At 55.2% G+C, this 26160-nt stretch carries 24 protein-coding genes; 15 read left to right on the top strand and 9 right to left on the bottom strand.

Going from position 1 to position 26160, the window contains the following annotated elements; genetic code table 11:
* Positions 1-264 precede the first annotated feature (264 nt).
* The 7 genes from AC2TEL_RS15345 to AC2TEL_RS15315 all read left to right on the top strand — a co-directional run bounded on the left by AC2TEL_RS15345 (position 265) and on the right by AC2TEL_RS15315 (position 8159).
* Positions 265-1200 (top strand): tripartite tricarboxylate transporter substrate binding protein, encoded by a 936-nt coding sequence (locus tag AC2TEL_RS15345; RefSeq protein WP_480842955.1) that lies wholly within the window; start codon positions 265-267, stop codon positions 1198-1200.
* A 77-nt stretch (positions 1201-1277) separates the two neighbouring features.
* The gene (locus AC2TEL_RS15340; RefSeq protein WP_480842956.1) at positions 1278-1817 is read left to right on the top strand and encodes a tripartite tricarboxylate transporter TctB family protein; all 540 of its coding nucleotides are present in this window, start codon (positions 1278-1280) and stop codon (positions 1815-1817) included.
* Positions 1818-1827: 10 nt separating this feature from the next.
* Complete coding sequence (locus AC2TEL_RS15335; protein WP_480905075.1) at positions 1828-3348, top strand: tripartite tricarboxylate transporter permease; 1521 nt, start codon at positions 1828-1830, stop codon at positions 3346-3348.
* 5 nt (positions 3349-3353) lie between these two features.
* Positions 3354-4841, top strand: coding sequence for an aldehyde dehydrogenase family protein (locus tag AC2TEL_RS15330; RefSeq protein ID WP_480905072.1), 1488 nt, complete (start codon positions 3354-3356; stop codon positions 4839-4841).
* 17 nt (positions 4842-4858) lie between these two features.
* Positions 4859-5887, top strand: a complete 1029-nt coding sequence (locus AC2TEL_RS15325) for a GlxA family transcriptional regulator (protein WP_480905069.1) — start codon at positions 4859-4861, stop codon at positions 5885-5887.
* 8 nt (positions 5888-5895) lie between these two features.
* Positions 5896-7206 carry an aspartate aminotransferase family protein gene (locus AC2TEL_RS15320; RefSeq protein ID WP_480905066.1) on the top strand — a complete coding sequence of 437 codons (1311 nt, stop codon included), beginning with the start codon at positions 5896-5898 and terminating at the stop codon, positions 7204-7206.
* Positions 7206-8159: a phosphotransferase enzyme family protein gene (locus AC2TEL_RS15315; protein ID WP_480905063.1), complete on the top strand. Its 954-nt coding sequence runs from the start codon at positions 7206-7208 to the stop codon at positions 8157-8159. The genes AC2TEL_RS15320 and AC2TEL_RS15315 overlap by 1 nt, the downstream gene beginning before the upstream one ends.
* A 303-nt stretch (positions 8160-8462) precedes the next feature.
* On the opposite strand, the gene AC2TEL_RS15310 is transcribed toward AC2TEL_RS15315, so the two are convergent.
* The 9 genes from AC2TEL_RS15310 to AC2TEL_RS15270 all read right to left on the bottom strand — a co-directional run bounded on the left by AC2TEL_RS15310 (position 8463) and on the right by AC2TEL_RS15270 (position 16676).
* A complete protein-coding gene (locus AC2TEL_RS15310) occupies positions 8463-8891 on the bottom strand; it encodes a hypothetical protein (RefSeq protein WP_480905060.1) in 429 nt (142 codons plus the stop codon).
* A gap of 241 nt (positions 8892-9132) precedes the next feature.
* Complete coding sequence (locus tag AC2TEL_RS15305; RefSeq protein ID WP_480861922.1) at positions 9133-9576, bottom strand: DDE-type integrase/transposase/recombinase; 444 nt, start codon at positions 9574-9576, stop codon at positions 9133-9135.
* 373 nt (positions 9577-9949) lie between these two features.
* Entirely contained in the window at positions 9950-11092 is a 1143-nt protein-coding gene (locus tag AC2TEL_RS15300; RefSeq protein WP_480905057.1) for a CaiB/BaiF CoA transferase family protein, read from the bottom strand.
* 3 nt (positions 11093-11095) lie between these two features.
* Positions 11096-12262: a CaiB/BaiF CoA transferase family protein gene (locus tag AC2TEL_RS15295; RefSeq protein ID WP_480905054.1), complete on the bottom strand. Its 1167-nt coding sequence runs from the start codon at positions 12260-12262 to the stop codon at positions 11096-11098.
* 16 nt (positions 12263-12278) lie between these two features.
* A complete protein-coding gene (locus AC2TEL_RS15290) occupies positions 12279-13088 on the bottom strand; it encodes an IclR family transcriptional regulator (protein WP_480842965.1) in 810 nt (269 codons plus the stop codon).
* Positions 13085-13849 (bottom strand): enoyl-CoA hydratase/isomerase family protein, encoded by a 765-nt coding sequence (locus AC2TEL_RS15285; protein ID WP_480905050.1) that lies wholly within the window; start codon positions 13847-13849, stop codon positions 13085-13087. Before AC2TEL_RS15285 ends, AC2TEL_RS15290 begins: the two co-directional genes overlap by 4 nt.
* A 7-nt stretch (positions 13850-13856) precedes the next feature.
* Entirely contained in the window at positions 13857-15137 is a 1281-nt protein-coding gene (locus AC2TEL_RS15280) for a TRAP transporter large permease (protein WP_480905047.1), read from the bottom strand.
* Positions 15134-15616, bottom strand: coding sequence for a TRAP transporter small permease (locus AC2TEL_RS15275; RefSeq protein ID WP_480905044.1), 483 nt, complete (start codon positions 15614-15616; stop codon positions 15134-15136). The genes AC2TEL_RS15280 and AC2TEL_RS15275 overlap by 4 nt, the downstream gene beginning before the upstream one ends.
* A 67-nt stretch (positions 15617-15683) precedes the next feature.
* Positions 15684-16676, bottom strand: a complete 993-nt coding sequence (locus AC2TEL_RS15270; RefSeq protein WP_480905041.1) for a C4-dicarboxylate TRAP transporter substrate-binding protein — start codon at positions 16674-16676, stop codon at positions 15684-15686.
* Between the two features lie 170 nt (positions 16677-16846).
* On the opposite strand from AC2TEL_RS15270, the gene AC2TEL_RS15265 reads away from it, so the two are divergent.
* From AC2TEL_RS15265 to AC2TEL_RS15230, 8 genes are all read left to right on the top strand, one after another.
* The gene (locus tag AC2TEL_RS15265) at positions 16847-17959 is read left to right on the top strand and encodes a carbohydrate ABC transporter substrate-binding protein (RefSeq protein WP_480905038.1); all 1113 of its coding nucleotides are present in this window, start codon (positions 16847-16849) and stop codon (positions 17957-17959) included.
* Positions 17960-17962: 3 nt separating this feature from the next.
* The gene (locus tag AC2TEL_RS15260; protein ID WP_480905035.1) at positions 17963-18679 is read left to right on the top strand and encodes an SDR family NAD(P)-dependent oxidoreductase; all 717 of its coding nucleotides are present in this window, start codon (positions 17963-17965) and stop codon (positions 18677-18679) included.
* 12 nt (positions 18680-18691) lie between these two features.
* Positions 18692-19723: a zinc-binding dehydrogenase gene (locus tag AC2TEL_RS15255; protein WP_480905033.1), complete on the top strand. Its 1032-nt coding sequence runs from the start codon at positions 18692-18694 to the stop codon at positions 19721-19723.
* Between the two features lie 63 nt (positions 19724-19786).
* A complete protein-coding gene (locus tag AC2TEL_RS15250) occupies positions 19787-21403 on the top strand; it encodes a GMC family oxidoreductase (RefSeq protein ID WP_480842973.1) in 1617 nt (538 codons plus the stop codon).
* 144 nt (positions 21404-21547) lie between these two features.
* The gene (locus AC2TEL_RS15245; protein ID WP_480861564.1) at positions 21548-22504 is read left to right on the top strand and encodes an ABC transporter permease; all 957 of its coding nucleotides are present in this window, start codon (positions 21548-21550) and stop codon (positions 22502-22504) included.
* Between the two features lie 75 nt (positions 22505-22579).
* Positions 22580-23614: a sugar ABC transporter substrate-binding protein gene (locus AC2TEL_RS15240; protein WP_480842975.1), complete on the top strand. Its 1035-nt coding sequence runs from the start codon at positions 22580-22582 to the stop codon at positions 23612-23614.
* 61 nt (positions 23615-23675) lie between these two features.
* On the top strand, positions 23676-24656 hold the full coding sequence (locus AC2TEL_RS15235; protein WP_480842976.1) for an ABC transporter permease: 981 nt from the start codon (positions 23676-23678) through the stop codon (positions 24654-24656).
* A complete protein-coding gene (locus tag AC2TEL_RS15230; protein WP_480861562.1) occupies positions 24653-26155 on the top strand; it encodes a sugar ABC transporter ATP-binding protein in 1503 nt (500 codons plus the stop codon). Before AC2TEL_RS15235 ends, AC2TEL_RS15230 begins: the two co-directional genes overlap by 4 nt.
* The last annotated feature ends 5 nt before the right edge of the window (positions 26156-26160 follow it).

The raw sequence follows: 26160 nt of genomic DNA, 5'->3' as shown, positions 1-26160 counted from the left end.
TCTTTTGCGGCTCCATCTCGTGCAACTGTCCAAGGGGCGCACCTAGCAAGACGGGAGGCGTCCGGAGTTCTCGCGGCGACAAATACGCGTTCATTGCCAATGGCTTCCATGTACACGTCGTCTCCCTTCCTTTCATAAGCACTGTTTGCCGGCCGCGATTTGGCGGCAGTTGAGTTTCCTCCATCGTTGACAGAAGTTGATTCCTAGATCAATATATTTTACACCAACGGTGTGAATAATGCACCATTCAACAGGGAGACTAGAATGAAAAAGACATTGATCGCCGGCGCGGCAGCGCTCGCGGCGCTGATGCCGGGAATTGCCGTGGCCGAGTATCCAGAGAAGCCGGTTGAGTTTGTTGTGCCGTGGCCTCCGGGCGATGCCGAGGACGTGCTGACGCGGATGATCGCAGAGGACTTTCAGGCCAAATACGGCGTGCCAGCCGCGGTTGTAAACAAGCCAGGCGGCGGCGGCGGCCCATTCCCCGGCGCTGTTGAAGTCTCCAAGGCACCCGCTGATGGCTACACCGTCGGATCGTTTATACTCGCGGTTCCGGTGATTGGCCCCAACATCGGCATTCCGGAACTGAACCCGAACCCGTTCGAGCCTCTGGGTGCGTTTCTGACTTATCCTTTCGTGATCGTGTCAAGCAAGAACGCCCCCTATTCCAGCATCGACGAACTCGCCGCCTATGCGAAAGACAACGATGTCGTTTTGGGCCATTTCGGTGCGCCGTTGATCCCGACAAAGGTCACTTTCGCCTTGGCGCAACAAAAAGGGTTCACTTTCGCAGCAGATGCAGCTTTCGACATTCTGGACTGCAATTCGCTTGCTTCAGGCGATGTGGACGTCATGAACACGACGCTTCAGTTGGTTCTACCTTGCCTCGACGACATCAACGTTTTGGCATCCATTGGCGGCGAGCGGATAGGTCTGACACCGGACACTCCGACTGTTGGCGAGCTGGACCCCGAACTGACCTTGGCCTTGTGGAACGGTCTTTTTGTTCACAAGGATACGCCTGCTGACGTGCGTGAGAAAATCATCGCTGTCGCTCAGGAAACCATGGCGTCCGAACGGGCACAGGACTTCATGGCGAAAACCGGTGCGCTTGTGTATTGGAAAAACGCTGAAGACACGGCGGCTCAGATCGAAGCGGATAGCGAAACACTCGCCAATATCAACGCAATGCTGGAATAATCTCCAAGTCGCTTGGCACGGCGGTTGGCTGCGAGGCCAGCCGCACCACAAGACCGATCATCGTTGGGGAGGGGCAAATGATCAAAGCACGCACATTACAGGATCTGTTCAAACGTTATCGCCGACCAGGCGATTTGTTTTATGCCGGTATCTGTGTCGCATTCAGTTTGTTTCTAACTGTCAACTTGCCGTCCCAAACCACCTGGGCCTCGGGCACCAAACTTTTGGCGCAACCGGCATTCTGGCCCTACGCAGCCGTCATCACAATGTTGGTGTGCTCCGTCTTGCACCTAATCTCCAGCCTTGTGTCACCGCAACTCGATGGAAGATGGAAGGAGATTGGCTTCTGGTTGAGATCGGTCGAATTTGCCGGTTGGTTCATGATTTATGTAATCATCGTTCCGCAACTTGGGTACCTGCCGACAACCATCATCTTTGCGGTCGCTCTGGCATATCGCCTGAATTATCGCGGCCTCAAGTTCTTGGGTTCTGCCGCGCTGTTCGGTGCGGTCGTTGTCATCGTCTTTAAGTCATTCCTGCAAGTGAAAGTGCCGGGCGGAGCGCTCTATGAATACCTCCCGACCGCGTTTCGCTCTTTTTTCCTGACGTATTTCTAGGAGCCGAAACATGGAAACTTTCTTCTCTGGTGTCGAGCTTCTGATGCGTTGGGACGTCGTCCTTGCGCTTTTCATCGGCTCAATCGGCGGCGTGATTATCGGGGCCGTTCCTGGCGTCGGCGCGGCGGTCGCCATCGCCATCTTGCTGCCCGCGACTTTTTCGCTGGATCCGATTGTGGGTCTCACGATGCTCTTGGGAATTTACGGCTCATCGATGTATGGCGGCGCCCTGCCTGCAATCCTGATCAACACGCCCGGCACAGCCGTGAACGCGCTAACCACTTACGACGGTTACCCGATGACAAAACGTGGTCAGGCCCGTCGCGCGCTCGCGCTTGCCTATTCCGCTTCGTTCTGGGGCGGGATGTTCGGAATTCTCTGTCTGATCTTTCTTTCACCCGTCCTGGCGCTCGTGGCGCCGCATTTCGGAAGCCGTGAGATCTTCCTTGCTGCCCTGCTCGGCATTATCCTTGTGGTTCTGGCTCACCGGGGTCAGGTTTTTGCTGCCGGTGGATTGGCCGGGTTTGGCGTCCTGCTTCACACTGTCGGACTGGACGTCAAATACAATCAACGCATGACGTTTGAGCAGACATGGCTGACCGGCGGATTTGACCTGATCGTCGTTGTTCTCGGGCTCTTTGCTTTGTCGCAGGCCTTCCTGCTTTTGACCGAAAAAGACAGCGCCCCCGATCCGCAGCCGGTCGAAGGGTCGCTGGCCGCCGCCATGAAAGAAACATGGCTGTACAAACGTGTCGCGACCGTTGCAGGTGGTTTCGGAGTTTTGATGGGCATGATCCCCGGCGTAGGTGAATTCACTGCGCAGTTCATGTCCTACACATACGCTCGACGGACGTCGAAAACGCCCGATGATTTTGGCGACGGCGCCCCCGAGGGTCTGATTGCCTCGGAAGCCGCCAATAATGCAGTACCCGCCGCCGCCATGATTCCGCTTCTGGCGCTAGGCATTCCGGGCGAGGCGCTTACTGCAATGATGCTGTCCGTTTTCTATGTTCACAACGTGATTCCGGGACCGCAGTTGTTCCAAAACCAGCTGGATTTCGTCTACGCGCTTTATGTGGCGATGATCCTGCTAAACGTAATCGTCATCATCTTCCTGATGTTCTCCACCAACCTGCTGACTAAGATCATCCAGGTGCCCACGCGGTTCCTTGGCATGATCATCCTGACGCTGAGCTTTGTCGGCGTCTACAGTTTGCGAAATTCCGTGGTCGATTGCGCCATTGCGGCAGGCTTTGGAGTGATGGGGCTGGTCCTGAAGCGTCTGAATCTGCCCATAGTACCCATCGTCCTCGGTATGGTCCTGGGGGGCATCATGGAGGTCAAACTCCGCTCGGCCATGATCCGGGTGAAATCGCCCATGGATTTCGTGGACCGGCCAATTGCGGCAATTCTTGCTGCGCTTATCGTACTCGTAATCGTGATGCATATCCGCACCTTGCGTAAAGAGCATGTGGCTCGGTTGGCCGAATCCGAAATTGATCACGAAATACATGACACTCAGCAAAGGTAGCATCTGTGACCGACCAGTCCAAAATCGACGCGCTGCGTGACAAACCCATCCCGCCGCAGAAACTTCTGATTGATGGAAATCAGTGCGACAGCGTTTCGGAACAAACGGATGATGTCATCTCTCCATTGAACGGGGCGGTGATGGCTTCAACGGCAGCAGGCACCATGGAGGACACCAACAGGGCAGTTGCTGCGGCGCGCCGGTCTTTCGATGACAAGCGTTGGCGCGGTATGCCGCCGAATGCTCGCAAGAAGATCATGCTCAAATGGGCAGATCTGATGGAAGCCGAGCTGCTCGGTCTTGCCGTACTTGGCGTGCGCAATAACGGCACCGAGATCGGCATGGCACTGAAAGCGGAACCCGGCTCGGCGATTGCAACGATCCGCTTTTATGCTGAAGCCGTCGACAAGATCTATGGCGAAGTAGCCCCCACAGGCGACGATGTCATGGGGTTGGTCCACAAAGAACCTGTTGGCGTCGTCGCAGCCATCATCCCCTGGAATTTCCCATTGATGATTGGCGCTTGGAAACTGGGTCCAGCTCTCGCGGCCGGAAACTCGGTCGTATTGAAGCCATCGGAAACTGCGTCTCTCACCCTGATCCGCATGGCAGAGCTGGCGCTTGAGGCAGGTCTGCCGCCGGGCGTCCTGAACGTCGTTACCGGCGACGGCAAGATCGTGGGCGAGGCACTTTCCCGCTCAATGGACGTGGATGTCATCGTTTTCACAGGATCTGGTGCAACGGGTCGCAGGATTTTGCAGGCGTCGGCTGCTTCAAACATGAAGCGATGCTATCTGGAACTGGGGGGAAAATCCGCGAATGTTGTCTTTGCTGATACCAGGAACTTGGCCGAAGCTGCTGCTGTCAGCGCCGCTGGCATTTTCCGCAACTCAGGCCAGGTTTGCGTGGCCGGATCACGGTTGTTGATCGAGCGTTCGATCCATGACGAGTTCGTCGCGGAATTGGCCAAGGCCGCCCGGAAAATGCGCGTAGGAGATCCGCTTGACCTCTCCACGCAGGCAGGAGCGGTCAACAACGCCGACCAGTTGAAACAGAACCTCTCCTTTGTCGAAACAGCCCAGGCCGAGGGTGGCACCTTGTATCAGGGTGGCAACCGTATCCTTGAGGAAACCGGGGGCTTTTTCATGGAGCCGACGATCGTGACCAACGTGGCAGAGCATCACACGCTGGCTCAAAGTGAGGTTTTCGGCCCCGTTCTGGCGGTCACGCCCTTCGACACCGAGGCCGAGGCCATTCACCTCGCCAACAGTACGGACTTTGGCCTCGCCGGTGGTGTCTGGACAGCTGATCTCTCACGTGCGCATCGCATGGTGCGCGAAATGCGAACGGGCGTCGTTCATGTGAACACTTATGGCGGCCCGGACGTTACCGTCCCCATGGGTGGCGTAAAACAGTCTGGAAACGGACACGACAAGTCCTTGCATGCATTCGACAAGTTTCTCGACCTCAAGACCGCCTGGATCAAACTGTAATGTGAAGGAACAAGTCTTTGAACCAGATTACCGGATCATTCCACCCCGACAATCGCGCGCCCGAAGCAGACGAAACGATCAGTTTCGCATTCATCTTGGTCCCCGGCTACAATCCTCTGGACCTTGCGGCGGCAGTTGCCCCACTGGCCGCGGCCAATCGGATCTGCGAACGGTCGGTATATGACTTCCGGATCTATTCCGCCAACGGCCAACCTTTGGAATGCGCCAATGGCCACGCTCGTTCCGTTGATGGTCAAGTTTCGGATATCCGGCCGGATGCAAGATGTTTCCTTCTCGCATTCAATGAACCGTGGACTAGCCCTGACAAGACACTACTAAAATGGCTTCGCCATAGAGAACGGCACGGAAATCGGTTTCTGGGTTGTCTCGGTACATCTGCCGTTACGGTCATCGAAGCTGGAATATTGAGGGGGCGCCCATTCACGGTCCACTGGAGTATTCGCACCACCTTTGAAGAGCGTTATCCGGACCTGCCGCCAGCACCTTCGATTTTCACAGAATATCCCGGTTTCGTGACATGTGCGGGTGGTCAGTCGACGACTGATCTGATGATGACATTGGTCGCCAAAGACCTGGATGAGAGAATTTCTGCAAAGGTCGCTGACTTCATGCTCGGGGAAATCTCGCGCCCGCCGGAAACACCTCAACGCCTGAGCGCATCGGTGCGGTACAACACGCGCAACCGGATGTTCCTTTCCGTTGTCCAGGCGATAGATGAAAACAGGGTCGAAAACCTTAGCGTGAACGATCTGGTCGAAGAATACGGGATGTCCCGCCGCCAGATCGAACGTACTTTCCAGAGCATCACGGGAATGCCGCCAAGCCGCTTCATCAAGCGCAAGCGACTTGAGAAAGCGCGAGATCTGTTAACGCAGACTGATCTTTCGATCATCGAAATTTCAACGGCCACCGGCTTTGGGTCGGGGGCCAATTTCACAAAGTCCTTTACCCAGCAATTCGGAATACGACCGTCTGAATACGTCAAAAACCGGTTTTCGGTTAACCGGCACGCAAGCAGGACTTAGTAAAACAAATGGCTCAATCGAACGCGAGACGCACAAACGCAGAACTGATCGCAGACCGGGAAAGACTGCTCGGTCCTAAAGTAAGTACATTCTACGAAGAACCGGTACACCTGGTCAAAGGGGATGGCGTTTGGGTCTGGGATGTCGATGGTCGCAAATATCTAGATTGCTACAACAACGTTCCGCATGTGGGTCATTGCCACCCAAGGGTGGTGGAGGCCATCTGCAAGCAGTCCGCGACGCTGAACACGCATACACGCTACCTCCATGAGGGCATCATTCGCTACGTCGAAAAGCTAACGTCCACATTCGATCAACCCCTGAAGACCGCGATCATGACGTGCACCGGTTCCGAGGCCAATGATATCGCCCTGCGCATGGCCGAGGCTGTGACCCGCAAGCGCGGCGTTATCGCAACCGACCACACCTATCACGGCAACACCACTGTCGTCGCGCAACTGTCCATGACAAACCGCCCAGGCACGGGTGACGGTAGCCACGTGCGCCACGTGCCCGCGCCCGATAGTTACCGGCCATTGGGTGGCGAGCCTGGCGTCGCCCATGCCCGCGCCTTTGCCGAAGCGATTCAGGCACAGATCGACGATCTGGAAGCCAGCGGTCACGGCTTCTCGGCGCTGATTATCTGCCCGTACTTTGCCAATGAAGGCTTTCCCGATCTGCACCGCGGTTTCCTGGATCCAGCGGTCGAGGTTGTGCGTCGCGCAGGTGGTATCGTGATTGCAGATGAGGTCCAGCCAGGTTTTGGCCGGATCGGCTGCCACATGTGGGGCCACCAGCGTATCGGACTGAATCCGGATGTCGTCACGTTGGGCAAACCCATGGGTAACGGCCATCCCGTCGCAGGGGTAGTGACTTCAATGGATGTCATGTCAGCCTTCCGAAACTCCTTCCGCTATTTCAATACATTCGGCGGCAACCCTGTATCTTGCGCAGCGGCCGAAGCGGTTCTGGACGTTCTCGAGGAAGAAGGTCTGGTCTCACAGGCACACGATGTTGGTGCCTACGCCCGTGACCGACTGCAAGATTTGGCCGAGCATCATCAATGTATCGGAGATGTCCGCGGATCCGGCCTGTTCTTTGGGGCCGAGATGGTATTGGACCGCGAAACGAAGGAACCGGCCACCGCTTTCACAAAGCGCCTGGCAAATGAAATGCGCAACGAAGGCGTTCTCATAAATTTCCTGGGCATCCACTACAACGTGCTCAAGATCCGACCAAATATGCAGTTTACACGCGAAAACGCGGACCAGTTGGTTGACACGCTGGATCGGGTCCTGCGTCGGGTAGAGCTGAATTGATGGTTGAAGCCACCGCACGAAACGCCTTAGCGGCCTGGGCGCTTGAAGACGCGCAGATATCGCTTGTCGCACAACGTGAGAACGTAGTTTTTCGGGTAAAGGACAGCTCGGGGTCCCAGTTTGCTTTACGCCTGCATCGACCCGGATACCAATCCGTACAGATGATGGAGTCCGAGTTGGCTTGGATGCATCACCTGGGCGCTGAAGGGCTGAGAGTACCCTCACCGGTTCCGGCAACCTCTGGCGAATTCTTGATTGAGGTAGATGGTTACCACGCCGATCTGCTCACCTGGCTCGGCGGCAAGCCAATGGGGGCAACGGGGACCCCGCTTGAATTGGATGATCGAATAGGCACATTTCGCCGTGTTGGACAATTGATGGCTAGGGTCCATCAGATCTCGGACACCTGGGACATGCCCAGCGTCTTTCAAAGAAAGCGCTGGGACATCGAGGGTCTATTGGGTGAGTCACCCTTGTGGGACCGCTTCTGGGAAAACCCTGGATTGGATGCAACTCAACAAAAGCGCATTTTGACAGCGCGCGACTGTTTGCGCGGCGATCTATCCGACAGTGATCTGGATTTTGGTCTTATTCACGCCGATATGCTGCGGGAAAATGTCATGATCGACGGACAAATGAATATTGGCCTGATCGATTTTGACGACAGTGGCTACGGGTTCCGGCTTTTCGATGTGGCCACTGCCCTGTTCAAAAACCGCCCCGAACCTGACTATCAGGATCTGCAATCAGCATTTCTTGAGGGCTACCGCAATATACGCCCGCTGGACACGTCCCTGTTGCCGCAGTTCATGCTGATCCGTACATTGACCTACTTGGGCTGGATCATCACCAGAATGAGTGAACCGGGCGCGGAGACACGCCAAAAGAGGTTTTTGGCCGCAGCTCTTCCGATGGTAGATGAATACCTCCATCTGCGGGCTCCTGCGAAATAGATTCGCTCCAATTCACAACAACCTTGCGCAGCGTACACGGAGGTATCGCCAAGCGGTATTTCGAACGAGGCGAGATGGGAAAACCTCATTCAAAGAAGCACTTTTTCCGAAGGTCGTGATCTCGCACACAGTGTCTTTTTCCTGCGCTATTCAGTGTCATGCCGGGATATGGAAGAAATCCCGGTTGAAATTGGTGTTTCCGCCGAACGTGCGGCCTTGAACCACTGGATCGCAAAATGTGCACCACTGGTTTCTGAAAGACCGATCTATTTTCTTCATACGCCCCGCGGAAGTCGAACCGCATCAGGACGTTGCGTGTTCGCTTGCCGTTCGGGGGCGGCTGGACACCAGAATCAGTACCAAGAACGTCAGGTTCAGCACGACGTTGAAGGGCGCGCCCACCAGAACGGAGCCCAAGCTGTCGACGCAGAACCAGGCCCATGCCACAATCTGCGCGGTCTTGGCTGCGGCCACCGCCGATACTGCGGCAACATAGGTTCCCAGCGCCCACTGCATTCCACCCAGACCAACCGTCAGGCCACCGGTGATGACCAGCAACAGGGGCGACGGAACCGTCAGCTCCGCAGGAATGTCATGAATTGGCCAATACGCAATTTGCAGAAAGATATGCGCGACGGGGTGCAGAAACGGCAGCGCGGCCAGCGCAAAAAGCACCCCGGTCGCAACAAGAACACCACCTGAAATCCGCATCGCTGACTGTTGTTGGGTCATGATCTTCTCCTTTCGATATGCGTCTTTCATGCGACTTGCGGCAGGCGCAAATCAATTACCACCGAGGTAAGTGATTTCTGTCCGGACCATTGCTAGACTCGGCCCATGACATCCTATCCGGGCATGCTGAAAGAGTGGCGAAAACGACGCAGGATGAGCCAGCCGGACCTTGCGATCGAAGCTGAAGTGGAACTGTCGCAAACTTTTGGAACGTCCAGAGGCGGCCAATTACTGGTCACATTTACCCTGCGATCTCAGCAAACATCCGAAATTCCGAGGTCTTAGCGCTAGAGAATTGCTTTTTCCGGATCATGTTGGCCACTTCAATGCCATCCAATGTGGCTGAGCCGGATGCGAACGACTTAAACCCACACATGTGCCGAACACGGCGCTTTATGAATCGATGATCTTGTTCGATCATGTTTTTCAGATACTTGGACTTTATCGTCTGTACTTTGGCTGGGCATCCAAATCGCCTCAGAATTCTGTTTACTTCTCGAAATGCCGGCCGCGTTAGCGCCACTTTTGTCGATGACGATCTTGCGCGGGATTCCGTTTGACGACATCGCTTTAGCAAAGAACCTTGCTGCTGCTGGGCGGTTCCTTCGCTCAGCCAGCATGAAATCAAGGGTATTTCCTGCTTTGTCGACTGCTCGATAGAGATACATCCATTTGCCTCGAACACGTATGTAGGTCTCGTCCATTCTCCAGGACTTTTACGTTGGGCGTTTCTTCGATTGCGCTCGCGCGGCTACCATGGGTGAGAATTTTACAACCCATCTGTTGAGAGTAGCGTGGTCAACCTGAACACCGCGCTCAGCTATGATCTCTTCCAAATCGCGGTATGACACCGTGTACCGCAGATAGAATTACACAGCGTACAAAACCGCATCTTTGGGGAAATGGCAGCCTTTCAAGGAGATCATGTTGAATCCTGTTCGAAATCCATTCGACGGGGACAAACGTCAGATCTGGCAGGCTCGTCAATTGGACCTCGTAGTTTGCGACACATCCGAAAACATCTTGCCCAGAGGCGCACATTCAACAACTGGCGAAAATCATAGGCCGATTTCCCGTAAGACTCTGGATCCGTGTTCGTCGAGCCGCGGAGCAGACGTCCGGCAATCGGCGCGCTGCCTCTCGAACCTAAGAGGGGAGCGGATCATTCGTATCACCGGTTCTGTTGTTTGGGTGGGTGTCGAAATCATGTCTGCGAAGGAAGCAAGTGAAAACACGTCTTCCCAGTCAAGTACCCGGGCACACCAAACACCATGTGCGCTCAGATAGTCTTCCCACTCGGACGCGCTCTGGCTTAGAAAGGCTCTTTGCAAAATGTCGTAGATTTCGCTTTTTTTTTCGAACGCGATATTTGGCGCGCGAACACTCGAGGGCAGATTCGGCAAATCAATAAGCTTGGCAAGGGTTTCAAGCGGCGTCATTGCCAGCGCCAAGTATCCTTCAGCGGTCTCATATACGCCGTAAGGCGCCGCCAGATATCCGTGTGCGGACCCCTTTTGCAACCGCCGGGGGGGTGTTTCGCCATTGTTCAAATAGGTGGTCAGGAATTCGAACTGCAAGTCCAGCAACGACTCAAGCAGACTGGTTTGCACGAATGAACCACGGCCCGAACGAGCGTGGTGAAAAAGCGCAGCCAACAGGCCCTGAGCCAGGTTAGCACCTGCACTGATATCTGCGATGGGCAAGCCAACGGGTACCGGGCCCTGATCGGCGTTGCCGGTCAACCACATGATGCCGGATCTCGCCTGAGCCAAAAGGTCCTGGCCCGGAAGATCAGCCCATTCCCCGGTGTCACCATACCCTGATACCGAACCGTAGATGATGTCTGGTTTCAGTTCACGAACCGCATCATACCCCAGCCCAAGACGGTCCATGACACCCGGTCTAAAGTTTTGAATGGCAATATCCGCCTTCAATAACAACCGGCGAGCAATCTCTAATCCCCGATCGGACTTGAGATCGAGCGCGATGCTTTCTTTGCCTCGATTGATGGCGTGGAACAGTGTCGACTCGCCGTCCACTTTGGTGTCCGACAGGTATAGATGGCGGCACAGATCGCCTTTTTCTGGGTTCTCGACCTTGATGACGCGCGCGCCCATGTCCAACAATTTGAGCGACGCGTAGGGACCGGCCAAAAACTGGCTGAAATCGACGATGGTAATCCCCTCAAGCGGCGTGCTCATCCATCACCCGTCTTCGTATTCCAGCGTATTCAGAACCGCTGCGGTGTCGGCGCCGAGTGACGGGGCGGCAACTGAGTTGATCAAAACATCGCCATCGATTCTGATCGGGCAACGTGTTGTCTTTGCTTCTTCCGCCGTTTGCGTTCGAATGGTCTGAATGGAGTCTAGCGCCCTGAAACCGTCGCTCTTGGCGAATCCTGCCCAGTCAAGGACCTCCGCGCACCAGACGCCCGCCGGTTCAAGAATGTCCAGCCAATGTCGTGCCGGACGCTGAACAAGGGTTTTGGCGACCAACCCTTTGATTTCGTTCAGATCGGAAAATGCCTGATCCTGCTCGTATGACGCTAACTCAGGTGCGCCCAGAAGTTCAGCCAGTTTTGCCAACGGTGCCATCGCAAGCGCCATATGACCGTCCAGCGTCTTGTAGACGCCGTAGGGTGCGGGTTGGTATGGGTTGGCGTTGCCAATTTGGTGGCGCTGCGGTTGACGGTTATCGTCGTTCAGGAAACAGGTGAACTGTTCGAACGTGATATCGATAGCCGTTGACAACAAGTCAACCTCTACAAGCCCGCCTTTGCCCGATACCCCCCGCCTGACCAAGCATGCCAGGATACCCTGAACCAGATTGCCTGCCGTCGCGACGTCCAGCATGGCGAAACCCGTCGGCACCGGTCCATCATTCGCGTTGCCGTTGAGCCAGGCAATGCCGGACAGGGATTGGACAAGCAGGTCCTGACCTGGTTTGAACGCCCACGGTCCGCTTGTGCCGTAACCTGACACCGCGCCATATACGATCTTTGGGTTCAATGCTTGGACATTGGCATAGTCCAAGCCAATCCGTTCCATCACGCCGGGTCGAAAATTGTGGATCATCACGTCGCTGGAGGAAATCAGCGCGCGAACCTTTTCAAGATCCGCGGGGACTTTCAGGTCGGCCGTGACGCTTTTTTTGCCCCGGTTGAAAGTGTGGAACACAAGGCTGTCACCAGCCAGCGTCTGGTCGTTCACCACCATGGATCGGCACAGATCGCCACCTTGGGGCCGCTCGATCTTGATCACTTCGGCACCCAAGTCGGCCAAGCGCAGCGCGGCAACCGGTCCAGCCAGAAATTGTGCAAAGTCCAAAACACGCAACCCGCTAAGGGGGAGGTTGTCAGCAATTTCGGTCATGAATTGATCCTTCCCGTCAGAGAGTCAACGCTGCTTCGAAGGGGCTTGAATTCAGTTTAAAGCCCAGAGATTGCGACAGTTCGGCGGCTGCCATACGGATAGTGGCTAGAGTTTCTTCTGCCGATGCCGTTTCTTTGGTTTGCCCGATGAACCCCGAGGTGATCGCAGCGGTAACGCCACGGCTATCAAAAACGGGCACGCAGAGGTTTCGCACGCCGGTGATCATCGTGCTGGGTGTATCTTCGAAACCATCTTGGCGGATCTGCTCAAGGCGCTCCTGAAGCGTTTTCTGGCTTTCGAAAGGTTGTCGCGCGATGTAGCGCCTCTGAACATCTTCGCTCGAAAACGCGAGGATAACGTGCCCCGAACTGGTTTGACTTACGGGAAAAAAGGCACCGGTCCGGACAGAGTATCCGGCAGGTAGCGGGCTTTGAACTGATGCAAGAACAAGGATGTTTTCGCGGTTCAAGACACCCAAGTGGCAAGATTGCATGCTGCGCGCCGCAATTCTCTCAAGCATGGGCAGGGCGGCATGGATCAGGCGTTCCGTCGGGTCGTGCCGATGCGACAGTTCGAACATTCGCAGAGTTAATGCGTACCTATTGGTTTCTTCGTTCTGTTGCAGGTATCCACGCTCTGCCAGATAGACCACGACCCGATAGATCTCTCCCATGGTCCGGCCAAGCGCGTCCACAATATCGTTCATAGTGAGTCCGTTTGGAGACTCTGCTACCAGTTCCAGCACATCCAGAGCTTTCTCGACTGCAGGAACCGTCGACTTCTCTTTCTTTGGTGTGGCGGTAGCAACTGCGTCAGGTTTTGTCATCGGTATTGTCCTCCAAGCGAAGCCCGGAGTTTAGCCTGCTCGATCTTTGCAAAACAGAGGGACATGAGTTCATTTTCGTTGCGAAGACCCTGTTCGGAACTCAAATCCATCGCACCGCGAACCGCTGCCTTGACCGCTTGCGTCGCAACAGGCGAATAGCATGCAATCTTATTGGCAATTGCACGGGCGTGCGGCAGTTCCTCTCCCGGATCCACAAGGTATTCGACCATGCCCAACTGGTCAGCTTCCTCTGCCGAAAACCTGTCGCCGGTGAGGAGGATTTTCATCGCCTGGCCAAATCCGCACATTCGCGTCAGGTGCTGCGCTGCGCCTCCGGCACCATTCCAGCCCAGTTGAACTTCCGGTGCGGAAAATACGGCTGACCGCGACACAACCCTCAGGTCGCAGGCCAAAGCAATTTCAAGGCCGCCCCCCAATGTCCAGCCTTTCACCGCAGCGACGGTTGGCTTGCGAATACCAAGGATCGGGGGGATATAGTCAAACCGGTTTCGCCACGCCCAGAAATCCTCATATCCCTCCAATGCCTTGACATCGGACCCGGCGCAAAACGCCTTGTCTCCAGCGCCTCGAAAAACCACAACATGCACGTTTTCTGCTTCGTTTGCCTCGGCGCAGCGCGCAGCAATCTGCCGATACATTTCAGGGGTCAAAGCGTTGTGTTTGGCGGGGCGGTCCAACACGATTTCCGCGACGTTTTCGTCGATCTCGATGCGCACAGAACCTTCTTGGGTTTCACTCATGTTGGCCTCATTCGAATTGAAGGTCAGGCAGCCACAACGACAGTTGCGGCACGTAGGTCAGCACCAGCAGCATGCCGAACAAGACGATGTAAAAAGGAACCGATGCCTTGATGAACTGCGCGATGGACACCCCTGTAATTGAACACGTCGTGAACATCAGGGTTCCGAGCGGTGGGGTGACTCCGGCAACCGTCAGGTTGAACACCATGACGATACCGAAATGAACCGGATCGATTCCGACATTCGTCACAACTGGAACTAGGATCGGCGTCAGAAGAATAAGCGCTGCAGACCCTTCAATGAACATGCCTGCAAGGATCAACAAAAGATTGATCAGGATCAGCAAAGTGAGCGGGTTTTCGGTCAAGGCCAGCATGGCCTCAGCCACAAGTGAGGGAATCCGCTCCCATGTCATATAGAACCCAAATGCGCTGGCGGCGCAGATTACCAGCAGAATCACCGCCGTGGCCTGCATGGTCTGCTCGAGAATTGGCTGGATGTGTTTCAGCTTCAACTCACCGTAGACAATCCCGACGACCGCCGCGAACAAAACCGCCATGGCGCCCGCTTCCGTCGGTGTGAAATACCCCAGCCGAATTCCCGCAACGATGCCCACCGGCACCAACAGAGCCAAAAACGCTCCGGTGAAGGCGCGGCCTCGATCCGCCCACCGCATGGGTCCCGAAAAGGCGGGCTGCAGGTTCAGCCGGCGAGATTGCACGGCAACCGCAACCATCATCGCGGTGCAAATGACAACCCCGGGCACGATGCCAGCCATGAACAGTTTTCCAATCGAAACGTCACCCATGAAACCGTAGAGTATCAGGCCAATGCCTGGTGGAATAATGACCGAAATGATCGACGAGGACGCTGTTACGGCGGTTGAAAAAGCCGGGTCGTACCCACGGCGCGACATTTCCGGCACAAGGATCTTGGACTGCATGGCCGCGTCGGCATTCGCTGAACCGGATACGCCGCCCAGCAATGTCGAGAGCAACACGTTCACTTGTGCCAAGCCACCTTTCCAGTGTCCGGTCATCGCCTCAGCAAAGCTCATCATGCGCGACGTGATTCCGGCGTAGTTCATCACGACACCCGTCATGACAAAAAGTGGCACGGCAAGGAGCGGGAAAGAATGCGTGACCGCGACCATGCGCTGAACAAACAACTCCGGTGGCATGGCGCCCGAAATCAAAAAGAAAGACAAAGCTGCAATTCCTATCGCCAGCGCGACCGGAATGCCGATACCGATACCCAACAATAATACGAGGACCGGAGCGAGTGTCACAGCACTTCCTCCGCCTGATTGGGGTCCGGCTCCTCTGCCAGTCCGAGCAACCTGAGAACCGAGGTTACCGACATTCCGGCAAAGCAAATGAGAGTGGCGAGGTAGACATATGAAAACGGGATATTAAGAACCGGAGAAGGCCGGGTTGCGCCTTTTCCCATCATCAGGAAGCTTAGATAAGTCACGTAGATCAGGAAGAGGCAGACGATGATTTCCCCGAGTTTTGTGATGGCCTTCTGCAATGATTCAGGCAAGGTATCGACAAGTATCGTGACCCGGATGTGTCGACCATCACGATAAGCTGTCATGGCGCCGATGAATACAACCCAGGTGAACAGGATACCGGACAATTCCGTTGTCCACACCGCTGGGCGCTCGGTGACGTAGCGGGTCAAGACGCCCCACAAAACTGTTCCGGTCAATACGGCGAGAGCCGAGAAGGATATCAGGTTTTCTATCCTTCGAATCCAATGTCCCATCCCGATCACCGCGTTGCCTCCCCATAAGGGTCAGGCACCTTACAGCGCCTGAGCATCCTTGCCTTTCTCAGTTGTCCAGGATGGAGCGGACGTTTTCGTAGAGTCCGTCCGACCAGTCCGGAAATTTGCTGTAGACATCTGCCGTTGCGGCCTGAAAGGCCTCGACATCAACATCGCGATTGAAGGTGACGCCTTCGGCTTCAAGCTTTGAAATCCACTCCTCCTGACTGTTCATCATGAGGTCTGTCATGAAAACGCCTGTATTGATGGCTTCCTCGTTCATAATGGCCTGAATGTCCTCGGGCACGGCCGCAAAGACATCGGCATTAATGATCAGACCCGTGAATCCTTTGAAGTGGCCGGTCAGCGAGATGACATTTTTGGTTTCGTGCAGTTTGGCGCCGTAGATCGAAGGCAACGGTGCTTCGGCTCCATCGACAACTCCAGCTGAAAGCGCGGAATAGACCTCGCCCCAGGCGACTTGCGTCGGACGGGCGCCCATGGCGTTAAAGGTTTCGACCCACATGATGTTTGGCGGTGTCCTAAACGTCATGCCTGCAGTATCGTCCGGGCTGCTGATTGCCTTGTCGGAGAGCATGTGGCGCGACCCGAACAACCAGTTCAACGCCAACAGTTCGATACCAGATTCCTCTCTCAACTGGTCCTTCAACTGAGCATAAAGGTCGGAGTCGACGATCTTTTGGAAGTCACGCGGGTCATTCATCAGGTAAGGCCCCCCGAGCACACCAAAATCGGCAACGAAATCGCTCAGATAACCCGGGTCGGAAATCGTTATGATCGGTGCGCCGGCCCGGACCTGTTCGAATACTTCCGGGTTCGAACCAAGCTGCGCATTCGGGAAGATCTGGATTTCGACGCGACCGTCCGTGCGCGCTTCGACGTTTTTGACAAATTCTTCCATCGCTGCCTGCAGTGGTTCTTTGTCGGATGTCACGTGTGCCAGGCGAAAAGTATAGTCCGCAGCGTTCGCAGCAAGTGGAGCTACTGCAAAAGCAGCAGCGGCAATCACATGGCCTATGCGGCCGAAATTGTACGACATTGTCTCCTCCTCAGTCGTAAGGCCTGTAAGGGCGCCGCAGCCGAATCTCAGCGTGCGGGTTGATCGTTCATAACTTAGCATAACAGTTTTCAAATACAAAAGTTATTTTTATACTTGCAAACTGTGTGCCAGTTGCGGCACTGTACCGGTGTCCAAAAAAGGCACATGAGATGAAACTGAAAGGAATGACCTGGGATCACCCGCGGGGGTACGACCCGGTTGTCGTAGCATCGGAGGCATATGCAGCGCGCAAGGGCGTTGCGGTCTCTTGGGACAAGCGCTCTCTTCAGGCATTTGCGGATGAGCCTATTGCTGGACTGGCAGAAAGCTATGACTTCATCGTGCTGGATCATCCCCATGTGGGTCAGGTCGCCGAAGCAGGTGCGTTACTGCCATTGCCGATGCCGGAAGATCCCGATGCATCGTTGGGCGGGTCGGCTGAAAGCTACTATTGGAACGGCAAGTGTTGGGCCTACGCGGTGGATGCAGCTTGCCAAATGGCGGCATACAGACCCGATATGAACAGGCCACTGCCCGTACTTTGGGAAGATTTCCTCAAGCCGGAGGCTCATCAGTTTCAGGCGATTACGCCGCTTTTGCCCGTTGACGCTTTCGACATGTTTATGACTTTGGTCGCAGGGCGTGGTGGAGAGATCATGCCTCACAATCCTGACACATTCGTTACAGAAAACAACGGTTTATACGCGTTGAACGTGATGCGAGCCCTCTACGCGCTTGGCCCATCCGAACAAATCGAGATGAACCCGATCAGCGTTCTCGAAACCCTGACCACAACGGATGAATTTGCCTGTTCTCCCTGTCTGTTCGGCTATGTAAACTATGTCCGCCCCGGGTTCCGGGATAACCGAATAGCCTATTTCGATTTGCCATTATGCGAGGGTTACTCCCTGCCTCGCGCAATCCTCGGGGGTGCTGGTCTTGGGGTTTCCGCCAAGACACAGCACCCCGGGGAAGCCATAGAGTTTGCGCAGTGGATCACTTCGCAATCTGTTCAATCCGGGGTGTATCTGCACAATAACGGTCAGCCGGCCAACCGAAACACGTGGTTGGAGCAGGCCGGCAATCCGGATCTGGCGGGATTCTTTAAGGGCGCGTTTCACACAATTGACAACGCATGGACGCGCCCGCGCGATGTCTGGTTCCTCGGATTCGTGGATGAAGTCTGCGAGATCCTGCCGGGCTATTTCCGCAAAGCTATCCCGGCAGACGACTTTCTGAGTCAGATCAACACTCTTTTTCGACACCATCTTCAAAAGGCTTGACCAATGTCTGTTGCAGTCATCACCGGGGGAAACAAGGGTCTGGGGCTAAGCCAGTCGCGCCGCTTTCTCGATGCTGGATTCGAAGTGTATGTCGTCGCGCGCAGCCGGTCCGAATTCGATACCCTGGGACAAGGCGCACATTTTGTCGATTGCGATATCGCCATTGACCGGGATGCCGCCTGGCTTGCAGAAATCCATCGCGAAACCGGTCCCATCTCCGCGCTGATCAACAATGCTGGCGTACATTTGAAGAAGCCGGTGTGGGATGTCTCTCCGGATGAACTGGATAAGGTGCTGGGTATTAACGTAGGCGCCATGTTCGCGATTTGCGGACGCTACGTGGCATTGCACCGCGACACCGGTGGGGCCATTGTCAACGTGGCCTCGATGGGTGGAATCATGGCTTTGCCATCGGCCGCAGCTTATGTCACGGCCAAGACAGCTGTAGTTGGGTTGACCCGCTCTGTCGCCGTTGATGCCGCGCCGTTCGGAATTCGCTGTAACGCGGTCAGCCCAGGCTTCATCGACACCGATATGACTCGCGCCGTTTTGGCGAAGGACCCGGCGCGTCGAGAGAAGATCGAAGGCCGAATTCCGTCACACGCCTTTGGTACGCCTACCGATGTCGCCAATGCCATTTTTTATCTCGCTTCCGATCAGGCCGCCTATGTCAACGGCGCAAACCTGCCGGTCGACGGCGGGTACGCCATCGGATTTTGAGGGGGGGGTGCAATGTCGCATATCGAAACGAAACTGACCGCGGCACGTGCTGTTTCGACCAACGATCAGGAGATCGCCGAACGCATCCCTGAAGGATACGCTCGGCTGCGAATGGCGGTGGCCAGTCTGTGCGGAACCGACCTGCACTATTTTTCGAATTTCGCAAACGCCGGTTTCGTACTTCAGAACGCTGTGACCTTGGGCCACGAAGCCTGTGCGTGGGTCATGGACTCGAACGGCTCTGGGTTACGACCCGGTCAGCTTGTAGCTTTGAATCCGATCATGAATTGCCAGGATTGCGATGCCTGTAAGCGAGGGGAAGAAAACCTTTGCACCGCGAAAAAATTCCCGGGCTCGGCCACAACCGTTCCGCATCTGGACGGGTTTTTTCGCGAGGTCATAGATCATCCCGTTCGATGCTGCAGACCGGTCGCCGAACACGTTGACCCGCGCCACCTGACCTTTGCTGAACCGTTGGCCTGCGCATTGCACGCGCTGAACAAGGCTAATGTCAGCGAAGGTCAAAAAGTGTTGGTCACTGGCTGCGGCCCAATGGGTTTGCTTGCCATTGCCGGGGCCGCGGCGCGAGGTGCAGATGTCACCGCATTGGACTTGCGTTCCAAAGCAGTCGAGGTGGCCCTGGAAGCGGGTGCGCAGTTCGGCCTGGTTGCAGGGGAGTTCATAGAATCCGATCTTGAACGGCAATTTGACGTCGTCATTGAAGGCAGCGGCGCCTTGCCCGCATTTAATACAGCGCTCAAGGCCGTGCGTCCGAAGGGGCATGTTTCAATTCTCAGCAATATCCAGCTGCGCGAAGCACAAGTGATGCTTCATCTGATTATGCTGAAGGAAATCAAAATTGTCGGTTCGTTTCAGTTCAATTCAGAGTTTGAGGAAGCGGTGCGATTGATCGAAGCGGGTTCGATCGATTTCGACGTACTGACAGCCGACACTTTTCCATTGGAGCGCACAGCAGACGCTCTGGAATTGATGGCAAGCGGTGGCGCGTATGGAAAGATCATAATCCTTGGCGAGGTTGGCTGAGGCGAGATTTAACGCGACCTGCCTGGAGGACGGCAGGGTGGCGGGAAAGCAGGGTGGAGGACAATGACTGAGACTTTTGATTACATCGTCGTTGGGGGTGGATCGGCCGGATGTGTGGCCACTTCGCGGCTGGTCGAAAGCGGTGCGAACGTGTTGCTGTTGGAAGGCGGGTTTCACCATCGCCATCCGCTTTTGGACATGCCGCCGGGCGTCTTCAAGCTGCTCAAGAATGACTCGAAGTTCTTTAAGAACCATATGTCCATTCCACAGCCTCATTTGAACGGGCGCCAGGCAAAGATACCTCAGGGCAACGTGCTTGGCGGCGGATCAACTGTTAACGGTCAGGCCTACGTGCGCGGGCGTCCAAGTGACTACAACGAATGGAACGAAATCCTGCGCGGCAACAACGACGCGGTCAGTTGGGACTGGGAAGACGTTCTACCGCATTTCAAGCGCTTGGAAGGAAACAAGAAATTCAATGACGAATTGCACGGTTGCGACGGGAAACTGATTGTCTCCGACCCGGGTTACATTGACGACATGGCCCGATGGTTTGTTCAAGCCATCCAAGCGCAGGGAGAGCCATTTAATCCTGATTTCAATGGCAAAAACCAGCGCGGCGTTGGCTATTTTCAGTTCACATACAATCATGGGCAGCGGATTTCGGCTGCTTACGCCTTTATCGACCCGTTGAAGAACAGTCCAAACCTGACGGTTCGGCTGAATGCGCAGGTTCAGCGAATCCTGATCGAAGGGAAGCAGGCGGTAGGTGTCGTCTACAAAGACAAATCCGGAGCCGAACACACGGCGAGAGCTGATGGCGAAGTGCTTCTGACGGCAGGGGCGCTGATCACTCCAAAACTCCTGATGCTGTCGGGGTTGGGTCCGGCGGACCACCTGCAATCGCACGGAATAAAGGTAGAGGAAGACCTGCCGGGTGTTGGGCAGAACCTAAAGGATCATCCGGACGTGTCCGTCGTGGCTCGGGCCAATGGTCCATATGGGTATTGGGGGCAGGATCGCGGCTGGAACATGATCCGCAACGGTCTTGAGTTCAAACTCTTCGGGCGCGGCAAAATAACGACAACTGGGTTGGAGGCGGCCTGTTTTTTGAATCCAACCGACCCCGAAGCCCCGCCGACCCACGAAGCCTATTGCATACCCGTGATGTACTTGAATGACGAACAGCTCAGGGACATCAAAGAGGATTACGGCGTGTCAATTCAGATGGTTCTGTTGAAGCCGCATTCCACCGGCGATGTCAGGTTGGCCTCGGCCGATCCGGCCGACATGCCGCTGGTGAACCCCAACTTCCTGGCTGATCAACGTGACATGGACGAAATGATCAAGGGGTTGCGGTATTTCCGGCGGACTATGGATACCGAGCCTCTGGCCAGCAAGATCGACGAGGTCGTCGCACCTCTGGACATGTCAGACCAGGGACTTACCGAACATTGCAAGAAAGTCGTCAAGACGAATTTCCACCCGGCTGGCACCGCCAAGATGGGCGCGGATGGCGACAAGATGGCTGTCTTGGACGCGCGGATGCGTGTCCGAGGCATCCAGGGGCTGCGTATTTGCGACATGTCCGCTGTCCCTGAGATTCCGGCCGGAAACACCAACGCCCCTGCAATGATGCTGGGTGACCGGTGCGCAGACATGGTTTTGGGGGCTTTGTGATGATAATTTTCGGCCCCAAGTTCAGCGTTTTGTACGACGATAAGTCGATTTTGCAAACTTTTCTTGACAACTCGGCAAAGATTAGGTCCTCTTGCATTGTGTTTGGTCGTACCAAATGGTGCGAATGGAGGAGCGGGGGATCAAATGCCTAACTTCGGAAAACTCCTGCGAGAGAAAAACATCATCTTTGTAACCTTGGCTCTGTGCCTGGTGTTCTTCCTGATCAGCCCCCGCTTCATGAGTATCGAGAACATGTCGGCAATCTCGCGTCAGATCGTTCCCATCGGTCTCATCGCATTGGGTCAGTTTTTTGTCGTCGTATCCGGCAATATCGACCTGTCGATGGGGATGGGGTCAGTTTTGTTCGCTATTTTGTTGGGTGTTTGTTTTGGTCTGACCGGGGGCGTGGCAATCGGTATTTTGGCCGTTATTGCGGCGTCATTGGCCGTCGGTTTTTTCAATGGTGTCTTGGTCGCCAAATTCAAGCTTCCAGCCTTCATCGTAACGCTTTCGATGCTTTTCATGGCGCAAGGCCTGTCGGGGCTCATTATTCCGCGCGGGCAGCAAATTTTTCTGATGGGCGGGTTCTTTCGCTTCGTAGGGTCAGAAAAATTCATGGGCTTTTACTGGTCGTTCCTGTTTCTCGTCGCCCTCTTCGTGCTGGCCTACGTCGCTTACAACCACACGCGTTGGGGTTCATACATCGTTGCAATCGGCAATAGCGAAGAGAACGCAAAACTGGCCGGGATCAACGTCGATCGGGTCAAGATCGGCATCTTTATGTTCTCTGGTCTTTGCAGCGGTTTTGCCGGGATCATGCTGTCGACGCGGATGGGCTTTGTTCAGCCCGGCCTGGATGGCAATGGGCTGCTGCTGGATGGCATTGCGGCGATAATCATCGGCGGAACTTTGATTTTGGGTGGGCGCGGCACCATCGGTGGGGCTTTTTGGGGGCTTCTGTTCATTGGTGTCATCAACAACTCATTGAACCTGCTGAACGTCGAAGACGTCTGGCACCAGGTTTTCAAAGGCGTGGTCATCCTGGCGGCGCTCGGCGCGAACTGGTTGCTTTGGCAATCCCGCCAAGCAGAAGCGCACTGAAAAGAGAAGCGACTACACCGAAAAAAGCCGGATCAGCCGGATCATGAAACGGATTAATATGGAGGAGATAATCCAATGAAGTTATCCAAAACGTTGGCGGCCACCACCGCCCTTGTTTCCGCCTTAGGTGCAAGCGCCGCATTGGCAAACGATGCCCTTGATATCGTGTTCATCAACGATGGACATGTTGCACCTTATCATGTGGCTTGGCTGTCCGGGTTCGAAGATGCGATCAAAGCCTATGACGAGGCATTCGACGACGTGAAGGTCACGGGGCGCTGGCTGTCCGCAGAAGGCTCGCTGGAGAAAATGATTCAGCAGGCGGAAGTGACGATAAATGAAAAGCCCAACGTCATGTTCGTCAACGCGATCAACGTAGACGCGTTCGAACCGCTGGTCGCCAAGGCGCAGGCCGAAGGAATTACATGGATCGCCGTTCATTCACCAATGGAAAGCGCCGATTACAGCTTCACTTTGGGTGATGTAACGAACGGAACGAACCAGGGTATGGCCATGTGTGCTCTGTCGGGTGGCGAACCCTATAAGGTCGGTATCATGCTGGGGCAGGCTGGTAACCCATCGGGTGAAGCCCGCCGCGAAGGTATCCTGAAAGGTATCGCCACCTGCGACAACGTAGAAGTCGTGGCCGAGCAACCTGCGGACTGGGATACGGTCAAAGCACAGTCGATTGCGGAAAACTGGTTGACGCAATTCCCGGATCTCAATGCAATCTCCGGGGTGACAGATGGTTACATGTACCCTTCAATCGCCATCGCGGAAAACAGCGGCCGCACGGATCTGCATTTTTACGGATATGACGGCGATATCCCGATCATGCAGCAAATGCAGGATGGAAACGTAAAGGCGGATATCCTGCTTTCCGGTACGCGCGAGGGTTGGAATTTCGTCCAGATGGCCTATCGCATCCACAAAGGCGAAACACCTGAGAAAGTCTATGATTTCTTCACGCCGCTGGTTTTGACGGAAGAAAACCACAAGATCGCCTTGGAAAACGGTTTTCCCGAGGATGTTGAGGTCTACTACGTCGATCAGGCTTTGGAGGTCGCCCAAAACGGCTACCTGGAATTTGGCCCCGATAGCGTAAAGTAATCCCAGACACTGTCGGCACCCTCACAGGTGCCGGCGTGCCTCCGATTGGGAAACACAAAAGATGACAAGTACAACTATGGCTCCTGTATCAAGCACCAAAAAGAGCCTCGACGGTCTGACCCTACGGTATTTGGTTCTGATCGGGCTGATCGTGATTGCCTCGGTCGGGTTCAGTCTTGCCAACGAAAACTTCTATTCGCTGGCGAACATCGGCATTCTGTTACGGTCGATCGCGGTCCTGTTCCTGCTCTCGATGGGCATGACGTTTGTCATGTTGACAGGGGGTATCGACCTCAGCGTCGGTTCAAACGTTGCCTTCGCTGGCGGGGTTGGCGTTATTGCCTTGACCACGACCGGTAGCGCGTTGATTGGATTTGGCGCCGCTATTCTTGCTGGCATGGCTATCGGCGCAGTAAACGGTGTCTTCATTGGGCGGTTAAAATTATCGGCCTTTATGGTGACTCTGGCGACATTTGCATTGGCGCGCGGTTTGGCGCTGGTGATCTATGATGCCAACTCGATCAATGTCTCGAATCCGACGTTTTTGTGGTTGGGCGGTGTCAGCTGGGGCAACATGCCGGTCGTCATTCCGTTTGTCGCGCTTGTGTTTGTGGCGCTGTCCATAGTTCTGTACAAGACAACCTTTGGTCGAGACGTTTATGCGGCGGGTTCGAACTTTGCGACCGCCTTTGTTCTGGGTCGCCGCCCCGAGCGGACACTAGTCTGGGTATATGTACTGTCAGGAGCACTGGCCGGGCTGTCCGCCATTATTACCGTGGGGCGGGTTTCGTCGGGTCAACCCTGGGCCGGTCTGTACTTGGAATTTGATGCGATTACGGCTGTTATCCTGGGTGGCACGTCGCTGTTCGGTGGCCGAGGAATGCTGTTGGGTACAATTCTCGGCGTGCTGCTTTACGGTATTATCATCAACGGTCTCGTCCTCACCGGAACCAACCCGTACCTGCAAAGCCTGATCAAAGGCATGATCCTTTTGGGCGTCGTGCTGCTGGACACCTATACGCAGCGGGGTAAATCAGCATGAAAAACCGGATCGATATGAAGGGCATCGGCAAGAGCTTCTTTGAAAATCGTGCGCTCGACAACGTCGATTTTTCGTGCGTTTCGGGCGAAGTTCACGCCCTGGTCGGGCTGAACGGAGCCGGGAAATCCACGTTGATGAAGGTGCTCGGCGGTGTCTATCACAAAGATGAGGGCGTGATCGAACACAACGGGCGTCCGATTGAAATAAATGCTCCTGCCGACGCCGGCAATGCAGGGATTTCGATGATCCATCAGGAACTGTCACTGATCAACGAACTGACCGTGGCAGGTAATATCTTTCTTGGTCGCGAATTGAAGCGGGGTGGTACTCCGTTTCTCGACAAGCGCGAGATGGCGCGACAGGTCAAGAAACAACTGGACCGTTTCGGACTGTCGCTGAACCCGAACAGACCCGTACGCGATCTGAATTCAGGTGAAAAGCAGATCGTCGAGATCATCCGCGCGCTGATGTCCGATAGCTGGCTGATCGTGATGGACGAACCTACATCTGCCCTGTCCGAAGAAGACAAGGACCGCTTGTTCGAGTTCATCGGCCGGATGAAGGCCGAAGGTATCGCGATCATCTACATCTCGCACCATATGCCAGAGATTTTCTCGATCGCTGAACAGGTTACGGTCATGCGAGATGGAGTCATCGTCCTGTCGGAGCGTACTTCGGATACAACCGAAGACGCCGTTATACATTCAATGACCGGCGAAGAATTGGAGCATTTCGTCAAACCGCACAAGGAAATCAATGGCCAACCGCTACTGTCCGTGCAGGCGCTTTGCAAAGCGGGATCCTATGATCAAGTTTCGCTAGAGGTCCGACCGGGCGAAATCGTGGTTATGACCGGGTTGCGCGGTTGTGGGGCGCCAGAATTGGCCAAGGCCATCTTCGGACTGGACGGCGACTATCAGGGTTCGATCCATTACAAGGGACAACCGCTCAGACCCGGGCGCGGACCGTCCGCTGCAGTGCGTGAAGGTATGGGGTTAGTGACCGAGAACCGAGACAAGAACGGCATTCTGCCGCCTTTGTCCGTGCGGGACAATATCGCTTTGCCGTTTCTCGAAAAGTCTGTCCGAGGGGGGATCATCGACGGCGCCTACATTGATAGGGTGGTGGAAAAAGCAATCCAGGATACCTCGACTAAAACATCGTCTCCCGAGCAGGAAATTCGTTTCTTGTCAGGCGGAAACAAGCAGAAGATCTGTTTTTCGCGTTGGTTGGATGAAGACCTTGAATTGTTGATCCTGTTGGAGCCCACTCGTGGCATCGATGTGCATGCCAAGGCTGACATTTACCGGATAATCGAAGATCTGGCCGAACGCGGCGTCGGAATCCTGATTCTGTCATACGAGATCGATGAGGTCATCATGTTGGCGGACCGGGTCCTGACGCTCTATCAGGGGCGCAGTGTGTCGGAATACGTGTACCCGGACTTCGAGAAAGACCAGATGCTTGCAGATATGGCAGGTGCCGGTCAGCCGCACTAATCGAA

The organism is Ruegeria sp. HKCCD9138, assembly GCF_057220975.1.
Note: the sequence above shows the minus strand (reverse complement) of the source record. Positions and strands in the feature narration are given on the sequence as shown.